This is a genomic window from Vibrio sp. RM-41-2B (genome assembly GCF_024744415.1).
Classification (GTDB): Bacteria; Pseudomonadota; Gammaproteobacteria; order Enterobacterales; family Vibrionaceae; genus Vibrio; species Vibrio diabolicus.
The window spans coordinates 17,934-32,780 of record NZ_JAMQWD010000051.1; the positions used below are offsets into that span (position 1 = coordinate 17,934).

At 45.3% G+C, this 14,847-nt stretch carries 14 protein-coding genes; 8 read left to right on the forward strand and 6 right to left on the reverse strand.

The features are described 5' to 3' along the window. Window positions 1-50: 50 nt before the first annotated feature. The 3 genes from sbcB to NB463_RS20500 form a co-directional block, all read right to left on the reverse strand. Window positions 51-1,472, reverse strand: a complete 1,422-nt coding sequence (gene sbcB, locus NB463_RS20490) for an exodeoxyribonuclease I (protein ID WP_005397785.1) — start codon at window positions 1,470-1,472, stop codon at window positions 51-53. Window positions 1,473-1,628: 156 nt separating this feature from the next. Further along, window positions 1,629-3,002 (reverse strand): L-cystine transporter, encoded by a 1,374-nt coding sequence (locus NB463_RS20495; protein WP_258432249.1) that lies wholly within the window; start codon window positions 3,000-3,002, stop codon window positions 1,629-1,631. Between the two features lie 200 nt (window positions 3,003-3,202). Beyond that, window positions 3,203-3,892: an NAD(P)H-binding protein gene (locus tag NB463_RS20500; protein WP_258432247.1), complete on the reverse strand. Its 690-nt coding sequence runs from the start codon at window positions 3,890-3,892 to the stop codon at window positions 3,203-3,205. Between the two features lie 248 nt (window positions 3,893-4,140). On the opposite strand from NB463_RS20500, the gene cobT reads away from it, so the two are divergent. From cobT to btuD, 8 genes are all read left to right on the forward strand, one after another. Continuing rightward, entirely contained in the window at window positions 4,141-5,184 is a 1,044-nt protein-coding gene (gene cobT / locus NB463_RS20505) for a nicotinate-nucleotide--dimethylbenzimidazole phosphoribosyltransferase (RefSeq protein WP_258432246.1), read from the forward strand. Continuing rightward, window positions 5,184-5,990 (forward strand): adenosylcobinamide-GDP ribazoletransferase, encoded by an 807-nt coding sequence (locus NB463_RS20510; RefSeq protein WP_258432244.1) that lies wholly within the window; start codon window positions 5,184-5,186, stop codon window positions 5,988-5,990. Before cobT ends, NB463_RS20510 begins: the two co-directional genes overlap by 1 nt. Beyond that, window positions 5,987-6,520: a bifunctional adenosylcobinamide kinase/adenosylcobinamide-phosphate guanylyltransferase gene (gene cobU, locus NB463_RS20515; protein WP_258432243.1), complete on the forward strand. Its 534-nt coding sequence runs from the start codon at window positions 5,987-5,989 to the stop codon at window positions 6,518-6,520. Before NB463_RS20510 ends, cobU begins: the two co-directional genes overlap by 4 nt. An 11-nt stretch (window positions 6,521-6,531) precedes the next feature. Continuing rightward, a complete protein-coding gene (cobC, locus tag NB463_RS20520) occupies window positions 6,532-7,146 on the forward strand; it encodes an alpha-ribazole phosphatase (RefSeq protein ID WP_258432242.1) in 615 nt (204 codons plus the stop codon). A 128-nt stretch (window positions 7,147-7,274) separates the two neighbouring features. Continuing rightward, complete coding sequence (locus NB463_RS20525) at window positions 7,275-9,071, forward strand: M3 family oligoendopeptidase (protein WP_258432240.1); 1,797 nt, start codon at window positions 7,275-7,277, stop codon at window positions 9,069-9,071. Between the two features lie 274 nt (window positions 9,072-9,345). Further along, window positions 9,346-10,374 (forward strand): succinylglutamate desuccinylase, encoded by a 1,029-nt coding sequence (locus tag NB463_RS20530; protein ID WP_005377878.1) that lies wholly within the window; start codon window positions 9,346-9,348, stop codon window positions 10,372-10,374. An 82-nt stretch (window positions 10,375-10,456) separates the two neighbouring features. Further along, complete coding sequence (btuC, locus tag NB463_RS20535) at window positions 10,457-11,452, forward strand: vitamin B12 ABC transporter permease BtuC (protein ID WP_053807303.1); 996 nt, start codon at window positions 10,457-10,459, stop codon at window positions 11,450-11,452. Beyond that, a complete protein-coding gene (gene btuD / locus NB463_RS20540; protein ID WP_134646785.1) occupies window positions 11,439-12,206 on the forward strand; it encodes a vitamin B12 ABC transporter ATP-binding protein BtuD in 768 nt (255 codons plus the stop codon). The genes btuC and btuD overlap by 14 nt, the downstream gene beginning before the upstream one ends. 67 nt (window positions 12,207-12,273) lie before the next feature. Here btuD and NB463_RS20545 read toward each other — a convergent pair whose 3' ends face one another. The 3 genes from NB463_RS20545 to NB463_RS20555 form a co-directional block, all read right to left on the reverse strand. Then, window positions 12,274-12,849 (reverse strand): nucleoside triphosphate pyrophosphohydrolase family protein, encoded by a 576-nt coding sequence (locus NB463_RS20545; protein ID WP_005397767.1) that lies wholly within the window; start codon window positions 12,847-12,849, stop codon window positions 12,274-12,276. 110 nt (window positions 12,850-12,959) lie between these two features. Further along, window positions 12,960-13,532: a DUF1415 domain-containing protein gene (locus NB463_RS20550; RefSeq protein WP_258432238.1), complete on the reverse strand. Its 573-nt coding sequence runs from the start codon at window positions 13,530-13,532 to the stop codon at window positions 12,960-12,962. An 89-nt stretch (window positions 13,533-13,621) separates the two neighbouring features. Further along, window positions 13,622-14,845 (reverse strand): MFS transporter, encoded by a 1,224-nt coding sequence (locus tag NB463_RS20555; RefSeq protein ID WP_258432237.1) that lies wholly within the window; start codon window positions 14,843-14,845, stop codon window positions 13,622-13,624. Window positions 14,846-14,847: the final 2 nt, after the last annotated feature.

Here is a 14,847-nt window from a genome sequence, read left to right on the forward strand (position 1 = left end):
CAGTATATAAACAACAAGCACACCATAAGGTGCGCTTGTATTAGGAGGAGTTAAGAAGCTAAGCTCTCTACATAACGGTACACGGATTTTAATATCGCAATCTTCTTTTCGTCACTTTCATGTTCGTGAACTAAGTTTTCTAAATTCAGCATGTACTCTTCAATTTGGCTTTCAAACACTTCTCGACAGTGTAATGCCCAGCGTCTCTGTTCTTGCTCGTCTAATGTGCCTGGGAAGTTACGCGCACGATAGCGGAACAATAGAGGTTTAATGCGCTTGTCATCAAATTCAATGTCCAATGCGGCAAGATTGTTCGGGTCGGTTTCTCGAATGATATCCATGGCTGCGCGATCGGCCGGAGAGAAGAATCCGTCGTAAAGTTGCGTATCGACGTCATCACTTTTATCGAATTTACGCTCGACTGAAAAGAGGCTAATCAACTTTTCTCTAATTTCAGGATGTTGGCGCAACAAAGCGAGATTAGCGAGACATTGCTGGCGATCAATGCCAATAGACTCTGCATTTTCAGCCGTTAACGTTTTTGCAGGGGCGAGAATAGGGCATTTGTTCAAATGAACTAGTTTAACTGGCACTGGTAGCAATTCACCAAGATCTTCTCGCTTAGTGTAGAGTCTTTCGTGTAGCTCTTCTGCGGATAGCTCAAGAATAGGTTGAGGGTCTTTCGCTAAATCGATGGTGATAACAGCGTTGTTATTGGTTGGATGCCAAGCAACAGGCACAATCCAGCTAGTGTACTGGCATTCGCGCCCTAGCATGCCTGAAACGTGCATCAACGGCGTCATGTTGACGATGTCGACTAATTCATTGAGCTTACGCTTTTGGCGCATAGAAAAGAAGTAGTCAAACAATTTTGGTTGCGCTGCTTTTACTTTCTTTGCCATTTCGATAGTCGCAATCACGTCTGCCATCGCATCGTGCGCGTTACTATGTTCTATGCCGTTAGCAACAGACAAGTGCTCTAATTTAAAACTAGTAAAGCCATCTTCGTTTTCTGGCCATTCTACGCCTTCTGGACGAAGGGCGTGGCACGCGCGTAATACATCGAGTAAATCCCAACGCGAGTTACCGTTTTGCCAACTCCATGCGTATGGATCGATAAAGTTGCGATAACAAGTATAACGGGTCACTTCGTCATCAAAGCGAATGCTGTTGTAGCCTAAACTGGTGGTATTTGGTTTCGCGAGTTCAGCGTGAATCTTAGCGATAAACTCAGGCTCAGAAAGGCCTTCTTGAACCGTTTTTTGCGGAGTAATACCAGTAATAAGCGCAGCTTCAGGAGACGGAAGATAATCAGCAGGTGGCTGGCAGTACATGACTAAAGGCTCGCCGATGATATTAAAGTTTTCATCTGTACGAACACCAGCGAACTGGCTTGGGCGATCTTTCGCGGGGTTTGTTCCCCATGTCTCATAATCAAAGAAGAAAAAAGTGGGCTGATTATCTTGGTGCATTCTGCTTACCGTTTACAAAACCGATAACAGTATTAGACCATTCAACGCCTTGACTAGCAACGAAAGATGCAAGTTGAATTTTTGAAAATGAAAAAGCCGATGGCGAACCATCGGCTTGATATTTTACGTTTTATTGCTTGGGAAGTAGTTTGAGCTTTACGCTCGTGTTTCTTCCAATGCTGTTTCGCTTTCTGGTGACTTCAGCACTCGGCTAGCAATCGTACCCGCAGTCATTGATCCTGAAACGTTCAGTGCGGTACGTGCCATGTCAATCAATGGTTCAATAGAGATAAGTAGCGCCGCGATGGTGACAGGTAAGCCCATTGCAGGGAGAACAATCAATGCTGCAAACGTTGCACCTCCGCCGACTCCAGCAATACCAAATGAGCTGATAGTGATAATCGCAATCAATGACAGGATAAAGTGCAGATCCAGTGGGTTGATGCCCATTGTCGGAGCTACCATCACTGCCAGCATTGCAGGATAGATACCTGCACATCCGTTTTGGCCGATAGTGGCACCAAACGATGCTGATAGGTTTGCAATCGCTGGTGGAACGTTAAGCTTGGTGATTTGCGCTTCTACGTTTAGTGGGATCGTTGCTGCTGAGCTACGAGATGTAAACGCGAAGGTCAGTACAGGCCAGATTTTCTTAAAGTATTCCGCAGGGCTAACGCCGACAAACGAGACTAATACGCCGTGAACAACAAACATCAGAGCGATAGCAACATAAGACGCCACAATAAAGCCAAGTAGGTTTAGGATGTCGCCTGCGCTTGATGTTGCTACCACTTTTGCCATCAGTGCTGCGATGCCGTATGGCGTTAACGCCATGATCATCTTCACTAATCGCATAACGATTGACTGAGCTGCTTCTACGAAAGTACGAATCGGTGATTCTAACTCTGCTTTTTCCATCATCACTTTGCGAGCGGCGATACCGGTTAATACACCGAAGATAACGACAGCGATAATTGAGGTCGAGCGAGCACCTGTTAGATCAGCAAATGGGTTGGTTGGAATGAAGCTAACTAGCATTTGAGGAATAGTCAGGTCACTCACTGTACCAGCACGGTTTTCTAAAACGGCGATACGAGCGGTTTCACGAGCGCCTTCAGTTAAACCTTCTGCTGACAGGCCAAATGTTGTTGTCACCAAGATACCGATAAGTGCAGCAATTGCAGTCGTTACTAGAAGAACAGAGATGGTCAGGCCAGAAATTTTACCTAATGATCCACCTTTCTCCAATTTAACAACTGCAGAGATCATCGACACTAACACCAGTGGCATGATGACCATTTTCAGTAGACCAACGTAGCCACTGCCTACAATACCGACCCATTCAAGTGTTTGAGCAATCGCACTGTTGCCTTCACCGTGAATGAGTTGCAAAGCAAGACCAAAAAGAGAACCAGTAACAAGACCGATTAAAACGAGACGAGAGAGTGTGTGTTTCTTTTGTTGTTGGTTAAATAGAAAGAACAATATGCCAACAAAGACGGCTAGAGAGGCTATCACTGCAAAATTCATAATCTGACCTTATCAACCTGCCGAAATGGCGGTTGTTTTTTATACGGGGTTTTATACGGATTTGTTTATGGGGCGTAAGATAACGCTCGCGATATAACTTTAAAAATGACAAACGGATATTAGCTAGATCTAAAATGAATATAAAAACGAGATCTAAGTCGCGTGAGAGTGTGAATTAGCACGTTAAATGTACAAAATGGTTATTCGTAGTGATGCAGTAAGTCACTCATGTCTTGCCTTTGTAAGTAAACCACCGAGTCTTCTTGATAACTGAAAAGTTGATAAATCATCGCTTTGGCGACATCTTCCGCTCGAATAGGTAAGAAGTTGGACAGTTTGCCAAGCATGAGTGGGCGAATTACCTTAAACAGAGTTTGCACTAACTTCTCGTCCGTTCTTGGGCTTTGACGTTGACCAACAAGCGGGCCTGGGCGAACAAACACAATTTCCTCAAAACCCATAGCTTCGATTCGTTGTTCCATTTGTCCTTTACAGGCTAGGTAATGGGATGGCGATTTACTATTTGCACCAAGGCTAGAAACAACCGCAAGGCGTTTGACTCCGATCGTTTTCATCTGTTGGGCGACTTTACACACCAGATCAACATCTACTCTACGTAAATTATCCTTACTGCCTGCTTGCTTAAGGGTTGTGCCTAAACAGATAAAGCCGATGGTCGGTGTTGGTTGATTCTCATCCCATTGGTGGATAGAGAGGTCGGCATCAATGAGAGGGACAAGCTTTTTGTCCGCATCTATGACGCCATCGAGTGGGCGACGAGAAAGATAATATAAGGTACCAACACCTGATTGATTTATGAGGTTTGTAATGACTTTTGAACCGACTAAGCCAGTCGCCCCAGCGATGATGGCGCAGGTGTTGTTATCCATATCTTTTCTCCTATATGGGAACATAGTCTAAGCTATTGTAGCGGATTTCAACGAGTTACTTATAATCTCGTGCAAGAAAGGTGAGACGCTCTGCGAACTCGGCAGACTATCCTGAGATAAACTTGATTAGCGCTGCCCCAAGCGGATGCAAGGGTATACAATAGTGGGTGCGCAAAAACTGTCGCTGAACAAGACCTCTTGAACAACAGAACACCTCTCACCCAGACAACATCAAAGGAACGTAAAAAATGGATGACTCTTTTGCTGCGGAGATACAAGCGCGCATAGATAACAAAACCAAACCCGTCGGTTCTTTAGGCTTATTGGAAAAGGTGGCACTACAGCTAGCTCTTATTCAAAGTCAGGATAAACCTCAGCCAGTTGATTCCATCGCTATCTGTAAACCGAGCATGCTGGTATTTGCTGGAGATCACGGCGTTGCAGAGGAGGGCGTAAGCATTGCGCCAAGCGAAGTCACTCAGCAAATGGTGGCTAACTTTCTCGCCGGCGGCGCAGCCATCAACTGCTTTTGCGACATCAATGGCATCCAACTCAAAGTAATAGATTGCGGCATGTTGGCACCTATTGATGTGCTGGTTCCAGAATTTAAGTTTCATCCAAACTTGGTTGAACAACGGTTGGGTAACGGTACGGCTAATTTCTCTAAACAATCAGCGATGTCCCCAGAACAAGTGGCGCTAGGTTTAGAGTATGGTGCGAAGATTGCTGAGCAAACCATTTTGTCTGGCTCAAATCTATTGATGTTCGGTGAGATGGGCATTGGTAACACCAGTTCGGCTTCCGCACTGTTATCGGCGCTGAGTTCATTAGATATTGACTATTGTGTTGGTGTCGGTACAGGAATCAATCAACAGCAGTTGAGCCGTAAATATAAACTAGTGGCACAGGGCGTGAACCGATGTCGAGGTCTTGATACTAAAGCGATTCTCGCACAGGTTGGAGGCTTTGAAATCGTACAAATGGTAGGTGCTTTTTTAGAAGCCAAGCGGCTTAAAATTCCAGCTTTAGTGGATGGGTTTATCGTATCGGTTGCTGCGTATATAGCAACGTTGCTAGACGAAGAAGCACGCGAATACATGTTGTTTGCCCACCGCTCCGAAGAAAATGGACATAAGTTTGTATTAGAGTACCTAAAAGCAGAACCTCTACTCGATCTTGGTTTACGATTAGGGGAGGGAACCGGAGCCGCTCTTGCCTTACCCTTGTTAAAAGCTGCTGCCCAGTTTTACAACAAGATGGCGAGCTTTGAGAGTGCAGGAGTTACAGTATAGTGTCAGCCCCTGATAATTCTGAGAACGTCACGTCGTCATCGTTAAGATACCAGTGGGAGTTGTTTCTATTAGCTATCAGTTTTTTTAGTCGCTTACCCGTACCCCAAGCGTTGCCATACAGTGAAGAACGCATGAATCAGGCCGGTCGTTACTTCGCGTTAGTTGGTCTCGTGCTTGGAGCGCTTTGTGCTCTGGTATTTTCGCTCACCTCAATTCTTTTCCCAGAATCGGTTGCCATAGTATTAACGATGGTGTTTAGCTTATTGTTAACAGGGGCATTTCACGAAGACGGCTTGACTGATATGGCGGATGGCATTGGCGGTGGCATGACTGTCGAGCGACGCCTCTCTATTATGAAGGACAGCCGCATTGGCACTTATGGTGCAGCCACTCTCATTATGGCGTTATTGGCTAAGTATGTTTTTTGGAGTGAACTGGCTAACTTGCCGCAGTTTTGGTTGGTCATTGTCGTCGCTTATACCGCAAGCCGAGCACTAGCCGCGACGCTTATTTATGACATGCCTTATGTCAGTGACAGTGATACGTCGAAAAGTAAACCGCTGGCAAATAACCAGTCTTCTTTAGAAGTCTCCATTTTGTTGTTTACTGGTGGCATAACATTGCTTGTGCTTGGTATCACGCAGGCGATCTTTATATCGCTTGTTCTCGTGGTATTTCGTTTGATGTTCAAACGTTGGTTAACCAAGCGAATTGGCGGCTTTACGGGGGATTGTCTTGGCGCAGCGCAGCAGCTATCGGAACTGCTTGTTTATCTCACTATGATTGGGTTTTATCACATCTTATGAAGCAATTGATACTCGGTGGCGCGCGCTCTGGGAAGTCGCATTTGGCGGAAAAAACAGCCAAGCAATTATCGACCACTTATCAACACTCATTACATTATGTTGCAACCGCGCTGCCATTTGACCAAGAAATGCGAGAGCGAATAGCGCATCATCAAAAGCAACGAGGGGGCGAGTGGCAAGAGCATGAATGCCCCCTTCATTTATCTGAGTTACTGACAAGTTTCGCTACCACCGATGTTGTATTGGTCGATTGTTTAACCTTGTGGCTCAATAATTGGTTATTTGAGTTAGGTGATGAATGTTCCAATGAGAAGCTAGAAGCAGAAATTGAAAAGCTTATACAGGTGGTACGTGGTTCAGATGCGACGTTAATATTCGTCTCTAACGAGGTTGGAATGGGCATTGTGCCTTTGGGGGTGGTTAGTCGTTACTTTATGGATAATGCAGGACGGATGAATCAAAAACTAGCCAGTGTTTGTCATCGCGTTACCTTTGTCGCTGCTGGCTTGCCGTTGGTTCTTAAAGAGTAGGATGGAACAAAATGAAAACACTCAATATCTATCTTGTGCGTCATGGAAAAGTAGACGCTCCACCAGGACTCCATGGCCAAACGGATGTGAAAGTTACGCCTGCTGACCAAGAAAGCATTGCTCGGGCTTGGGTTGAGAGTGGACGAGGTGTGGGTGGAGTGATTTGTTCTCCTCTTTCACGTTGTCAAGAACTGGCAAATATAATTGCTGAACAGCAATTATTACCAGTAATGACGGATGAATCTTTACAAGAGATGGCATTTGGTGATTTTGATGGTATGCCTTTTGATATGCTCACTGAGCAGTGGAAAAAGCTAGATGCTTTTTGGCAATCGCCAGCACAACATACGTTGCCGAACGCTGAGAGCTTAAGCACATTTTCTGAGCGCATATGTCGCGTTTGGTCTCAAATCATCAACGATATCAATGACAATCTACTTATCGTCACGCATGGTGGCGTCATTCGTATGATTCTTGCTCATGTATTGGAGTTAGATTGGCGTAACCCCAAGTGGTATTCGACGTTGTCGATAGGAAACGCTTCTGTCACGCATATAACAATGACCATAGATGAGCAAATTTACGCCTCGGTGCGTTCGATTGGCGTACCTCTTTTAACTCGTTAATTTATAAATATTAAAATGCCCAAAGCGATACTGCTTATGGGCATAGTCACGGAAGATGTCAGTGGAAGCCCATCTGCTAGGTGCAGGAAGCGAAAATTGACTCAGTTACATAAAAAGGAAATATAGAAATGACAACGCCGAGTTGGGATTTGTCCATCGTTTATAACGACCTTTCTGACCCACGAATTCAAGACGATATTGCTCTTGTGGAACAATGTATTGATCTTTTGAATAAACAATCAGCAGATTGCGGCAACGTAGAGATCATGCAAAATGCGATTTTGACCAATGAAGCCGCGAGTCGTTTAGCGGGCACAGTTGCAAATTTTGCGAGTTGTTATGCTTCTGTTGATGCAACAAACGCCGAAGCGAAATCGTTACTTGGTAAAATGACCCGCATCTTTTCGGAGCTTTCTCAAGCGTTCAGTCCCTTTGATTTGACATTAACGCATGCCGACGAAGAGTTTATCTTGCGTGTGTTAGACCATGAGAATCCAGATATCAGTGGGCAAGCTTTTTCTATCTTGAATTCTAGAAAGTTGGCGGATACTCGTCTTAGCAACGCAGAAGAACAGTTACTGGCTGCGATGAGTGTGGATGGTAAATCGGCTTGGGGTAACCTATACGATAATCTGACTGGCTCATTGAAAGTGAAGCTTGAGTACGCAGATGGTAAGAGTGAAGAGCTTGGGTTTTCTCAAGCGGCAAGCATTCTTTATGGTTCTGAATTCGAGCGTCAAGAAGCCGCGTGGCGAGGCGTACAAGATGCAATGCAAACGCACCAAGAATCATTCGCTGCGATTTTAAATGCGTTAGCAGGGTGGCGTTTAACTGAAAACAAAAAGCGTTCGACGAAGCGTGAAGTTCACTTCCTAGAGCCGAGTTTGCATGGTAGCCGAATCCAAGCTGAAACTTTAAATGCGATGATGACCGTAGCCAAAGACAGTCGAGCTATTGGTCAGAAAGCGGGTTTATTGATGGCGAAAGTACATGGTCTGGATGAGATGAAACCTTGGAATCATCTGGCGGCTATGCCTGCTTTGAGCGGTGAAGCGAAGGTCTACGACTTTGATGAAGCGATTGATGTTATTTGTGAAGCATTTGAAACAGTAAACCCTGAGATGTCGGAGTTTGTCCGTTTGATGGTACAAAATGGTTGGATTGATGCCGCGCCAAATGCTAACAAGCGTCTTGGCGCATACTGCACCAAACTGCCAGCAACGCGAACACCACTTGTGTTTATGACTTGGAGTGGCAGCCGTTCAGACCTGATGACTCTTGCACATGAACTTGGCCATGCGTTCCATAACTGGGTTATTCGTGATTTGCCACTTTGCCAAACTTACTATCCAATGACGTTAGCAGAAACCGCCTCTATTTTTGCAGAAAACATCGTTCGTGATCATTTGATTTCGAAAGCGGAGAGCGTCGATGAAAAGCTAGAGATGTTGTGGGAAGAGTTGTCATCTGCGCTAGCTTTAATGATCAACATTCCGGTCCGCTATGAGTTTGAGAAATCGTTCTATGAACGCCGCCAGGATGGAGAGTTTACCGCAGATGAATTCTGTGAGTTGATGTCTGAAACTTGGAAAGAATGGTATGGCGACGTAATGAGCGAGCCGGATCCGTACTTCTGGGCAAGCAAGTTACATTTTTCTATCGATAGTGTGAGCTTTTATAACTACCCATACCTATTTGGTTTCTTATTCAGCAAGGGTATTTATGCACAGCGAGAAACCAAAGGCGAAGCGTTTTACACCGATTACATCAATTTGCTGCGCGATACTGGCTGCATGATGGCGGAAGATGTTGTCGAAAAGCATCTGTCTATGGATTTAACCCAGCCAACGTTTTGGCAGCAGAGCGTTGAGCTAGTGCGTGACAAAGTCGATGAGTTTGAGCGTTTACTCGCACAGCGCGGCTAAGTTTTTCGCAGTGTTGAGGCATAATCTGCTTTATAGCTACAAAAATTTGATCAAATCATAATGATCTTAATCAGGGCTGTGGTAAAGTTCACAGCCCTAACACTTTGTAATTGTTTAAAAATTAAACGCCTCAATGCTTGATTTGAGTGCCTGGCGCGAAAAGGTATCGGATTTTCGAGGGAAATAGTGATTTCTACTCATAAGTGAGATCGCAGCAACAAAAATCCTTTGTACAATTTATTAACATACCCGCCGTGCTATTAAGGAGTAACGCATGACGAAGTCTCTCTTTCGCCAATCGTTTTTAACTGACACGTTAGATGTTCATATCGATGTTGCACCAGCGGAGCAGGTGCTTTCTAACGGTGTAAAACTTAAACTCTATCAGCGTGGTGTATTAGAAGTAATCCCTGCGAATTATACTCAGGATACGAAGAACATCATCATCTCTTGTGGGGTTCACGGAGATGAAACCGCACCGATGGAGCTGGTGGATTCCATTATTCAAGACATAGAATCTGGGTTCCAGACGGTCGATACCCGTTGTCTGTTCATTATCGCTCACCCAGAATCCACTCTGGCGCACACGCGATTCCTTGAAGAAAACCTCAACCGTCTGTTTGACGAAAAAGAACACAAACAGACAAAAGAGCTTGTCATCGCTGATACGCTTAAGCTGCTTGTTCGAGATTTTTATCAGGATACCGACCCGACAACACGCTGGCACCTTGATTTACACTGCGCGATTAGAGGTTCGAAGCACTATACGTTTGCAGTGAGTCCTAAGACTCGTCATCCTGTGCGAAGCAAGGCATTAATCGATTTCTTGGACAGTGCACACATTGAAGCTGTGCTCTTATCAAACTCACCATCGAGTACGTTTAGCTGGTACAGTGCCGAGAACTTTGGTGCGCAGGCTCTGACGATGGAGCTTGGTCGTGTGGCTCGTATTGGTGAAAATGACCTCGATAAACTGACCGCGTTTGATTTGTCTTTACGTAATTTGATTGCGGAAACGAAGCCAGAACACCTACCAAAACCATGCATTAAATATCGCGTAAGTCGCACAATCGTTCGCCTGAACGAAGACTTTGACTTTATGTTCGACGACAATGTTGAAAACTTCACTTCATTTGTTCACGGCGAAGTGTTTGGTCATGATGGCGACAAACCATTAATGGCGAAGAATGAAAACGAAGCGATTGTCTTCCCGAACCGCCACGTCGCGATAGGTCAACGTGCAGCTCTGATGGTTTGTGAAGTGAAAACCCGTTTTGAAGAGGGTGAGTTGGTTTACGATTAATCCAACATTGCTTTGAGAAGTTAATTGCAATTTACCGAGGCTTAACTGTAAGGTTAAGCCTCGTTTGTTTTTATCGGCCGCTATGGATTTTCAACAACTTATCCTGAACAAGGAACGACGCTGGCAACGTAACCTGATGGTTATGTCGATCGTGCTCGCTGTACTCTCTGCCATCCACTTGATGGTCGGAGAAATTTTCCTTTCTCCTTTTCAATCTTTATCTGCATTTGAACATAAGCTACTGGTGGACTTGCGTTTACCGAGGTTGGTGTCTGCGGCAATTATTGGTGCTGCGTTAGCGGTATCTGGCGCGACGTTACAAGTGTTGCTTGGGAACGTGTTGGCTGAACCCGGCGTACTCGGTATATCTGGTGGTGCAAGCTTAGCAATGGTCTTAATCATGTTCGCGTCACCTGTTCTTCCTACCCCGATTGTTTTTATGTTGGCAGCGATTGCAGGCTCGATGGTGTTCACGTTTGTTTTGGTAGCGATAGCAAGGGCAATGCACCTGACGACGGCTCGATTGCTTTTGGTTGGTGTCGCATTGGGTATTTTATCGAGCGCGATTGTGACGTGGGCATTTTACTTCAGTGATGATCTTAGCCTACGCCAACTGATGTATTGGTTAATGGGCAGTATTGGTGGCGCAAGTTGGTATCAACATACCGTTACCTTGGTGATGCTGCCGGTGCTTATCTGGTTGTGTTGCAAAGGCAAGTCGCTTGATAAATTGATGCTTGGTGAGATTCATGCGACCCAATTGGGAGTCGATGTGCATCAAATGCGTTGGAAACTGATCCTCGCCATTTCTGTCTTGGTGGGGAGTTCAGTCGCTTTGGGTGGCATCATCAGTTTTGTTGGTTTGGTGGTCCCGCACTTGTTGCGTTTGGCTTTTGGTACGGAAAACCGTTATTTATTGCCACTTTCTGCAATATCTGGTGCTGCGTTGCTTGTATTTGCTGACATCGGCGCAAGACTGTTATTGGACTCCGCAGAGTTACCTTTAGGTGTCATGACAACATCGATTGGCGCACCTATTTTCATCTGGATGCTGGTGAAGAGTCATGATGCACGTTAAACATATGTCGGTTGGTAGTCGATTATTGCCTCTTTCTTTTGAATGCAAAGCAGGCGAAATCGTACATGTTGTTGGGCCTAATGGTTCCGGTAAGAGCACTTTATTGGCTGCTATTTCTGGTACGTTAAGCCACCGAGAGGGTATGAGTGGTGAAGTGTACGTTGGCGACAAAAACTTGCTTACTTTACCGTTGTCAGAGCAAGCTCATGTTCGAGGTTATTTGTGTCAGCAATCACGCCCTGCATTTAATGTCGATGTTTTTCAGTATCTCGCCCTATCTCTACCGAGTGGCGCTGAGATTGCGGATATCAAAGTGCGTGATGCCGTCAATATGGTGGTGGAGCTGGTACAGCTGCAAGATAAGCTTCATCGCAGTATTCAAACATTATCCGGCGGTGAGTGGCAACGTGTCCGATTAGCAGGTGTATGTTTGCAGGTGTGGCGTACCATTAATCCTTTTTCGCAGTTTTTAATTTTGGATGAGCCAGCAGCACCGTTAGATATTGCGCAAGAGGGTCTGCTCTATCAATTGATTAACGCTATGGCGGCGCAGGGAATTGGAGTATTGGTTGCTAATCACGATCTCAACCGCACATTAAAGCACGCAGATAAAGTATTGCTGCTTAACAACGGTGTGCTGCACTCATCAGGAAATGCCGATACTGTGCTAACGGAAGAAGCCCTCGGGGAAGTATTCAATACTCAAGTCAAAAAGGTCATCGTAGATGAGCAACCTTATTTAATCTTTGATTAGTATTTAAGAGACAATAAAACGACCTACTTGAGGTCGTTTTTTTAATCGAGATAGCCAAACTCAACGCTTACTGAGTTAGCGGTTTTAGATCTGCTGGGCGGTAGTAAACTGATTTGAGTACTTTGCCTTTACGAATGGTTTTACCTTCCGATACGAAATCTTCGGCGCATTTTGCGATGATGTATTCACCTTTCTGTACCGCCATCAACTTGATGCCTTGTTCCGCGTAGAATGCCTCTGTTTCTGAGTACTCTTGCTCGTTACGGCATACTTTGCTCATGTTGCTTGAATGTACTTCATCCCAGCAAGGAATAAATTCGATACCACGGTTTACCGCAACGTTTAATAGAAGATCAATTAAGTAGCTGATCGCCAGGTTGTCTTCTACTTTGCTGTGGCCAAGATGAACGAGACGGCCCATTAATACATACACGCTGTCTACGATGGCATCTGCTTGCTCAGTTTTACAATCTGCTTCTGCTAGCTCTGTTAGCTCTTCGATCGCCAAAGAGGTGTGTAGTGTGTCTGCTTGCGCATCAAGGCTTGCAGCGTCTGCGACTGGTAAGTCGAACGTACTACGGAACTCGGTGATATCACGGTATAAGTGATCAAAAATCTCTTGGGTTAGCTTTGACAGTTGCATTCTAATTTCCATTGAATCGATTGAAGCAGCAATGATATCAAACCGCACTTTGAACCCCAAGGGCATTGCATCTAACTGGTGATAAATCTGCCTTTGGGGAATGGTGGTGCTTAACGAAATAGGTAAGGGAACAGCTTTTTACGTTCTTCCTCTGAAAGGGCGGAAACACGAGCGATGTTTGAATCGGGAATGGATTCAGGATCAGGATAGTGTTTTAGTACTTTTTCCATACTCTCTTCGCGAATCAAATGGAAGATCGGGTAAGGAGAACGATTGGTCAGGTTTTCGTCGTCTTCAGGCCTTGCGCCGCCAAAACAGTAATCAGGATGGAAAGTCGCCACTTGGAAAATGCCTTCCCAGTTTTGTTGCTTAATTAATCCTTCAACCCAATCGATACAAAAGTTGTAGTCCCAGAAATCTTGTAGCATGTTGGGAACCACAACCAACGTGGTCTCAAGTTGTTCGGGTTCTGTGTTACTCAGCTCAATCAGCTGCAATAAAATATCTTCAAGAAGCGCTTCTTCTTGAGTCGCTTCACTAACAAAGATTTTGATTTGTTTATTACGTTGCGGTTTGGCAGCAAACGGACAAAGGTTGAGTCCGATTACCACATCGTTGAGCCATTGATCGACCTGTTGAGTGATCGCTTCGATATCTGTGTTTTGTGTTGAACGCGTTGACATACGACTTTCTGGTTTTTATTAAAGTAGCGCAAGCATAGCAGAGTTGGTTATCCAAGTAACCAGAGAGGTATTACGCAAATGAGCGCAACTTAGCTACTCTTTAAACTCGCAGCGTCAGGTGTTTGGTCAGTATGCTTTCTTTCGGCAATGTGTTTCAAATACGCAATCGCAGCAAACATCGCTAGGTAGACTGCGCTTCCCCCCATAAGAACACTCGACCAACCACCATGCTGCCAACAATAAAGAAGTAAGAATCCTCCTAAGCTACCGCCTACGTAGTAGTGTACTAAGTAGAGCGCTGTCGCGGTGGCTTTGGCGCGAGTGGCGTTCTGACCGACCCAACCGTAGGCGAGGGTATGAGTAAAGAAGGCACCAAAACTTATCAGCAACAACCCAAATAGCATTGCAGTCAAGCTTTCAACCGCCGCAATCCACATCCCCGTCATGCTCACTATCGCGCCCAAGAACATACCGAGGATTGAGGAATAACGTTTACTCCAGTGGCCTGCGCAACGAGAGGAGAAAGTCCCTCCCAAGTAACAAATAAAGATCAGTGAGGCCAACCCGACGGGCACATTGTGAGGTTCACTCACCAGACGGAAACCCATTACGGAATAAAGGTTGACGAACAAAGCAAAGTTGAGTCCTCCTATCAGCATCGCGAACCACACGCGTTGGTTTTTAAAATGACCAATAAGCGCACGATTTTGATGGCGCAAGCTGCTTGATGACGGGGTGAAGTTGCGCTGTCTTGGCAATAAATAGTGAACGCCAATGACACCAAGAAGAGTGAACACCATCATAACTTCAATGGCGACATCAACACTGAAATTGTCCGCCAATAAGCCGCCGCTAATACGCCCTGCAATACCGCCTAATGAGTTAGCCGCAATGTACGTTCCAATTGCCATCGAGAAAGCGTGCTTGTCGAGCTCTTCTGCCATGTAAGCCACGGCGACCGCAGCAAAAGCGGCGAGCGCGACACCGATCAATGCTCGACATACCACCAAAAACAGGAATGAGTCACCAAACAGCATCAAAGCGGAAAGGGTAGGAATCGAAAACAGACCGGCCATCATGACTGGCTTTCGTCCCACTGACTCTGACAACACAGCCATTGGAACGAGGCTAAAAGAGAGAGCAAGTGTTGAGGCCGCAAATAACCAGTTCACTTGCGTTTCTGAGATCGTGAAAATTTGGGCAAAAGTGGGCAGCATTGGCTGTAGTAGGTATAAATTTGAAAAAACCAAGAAGGAACCAAGCGCTAGCGAGAGCGTAATGCGTTTGTATTCCGGTGTGCCAAAACTGACCATGA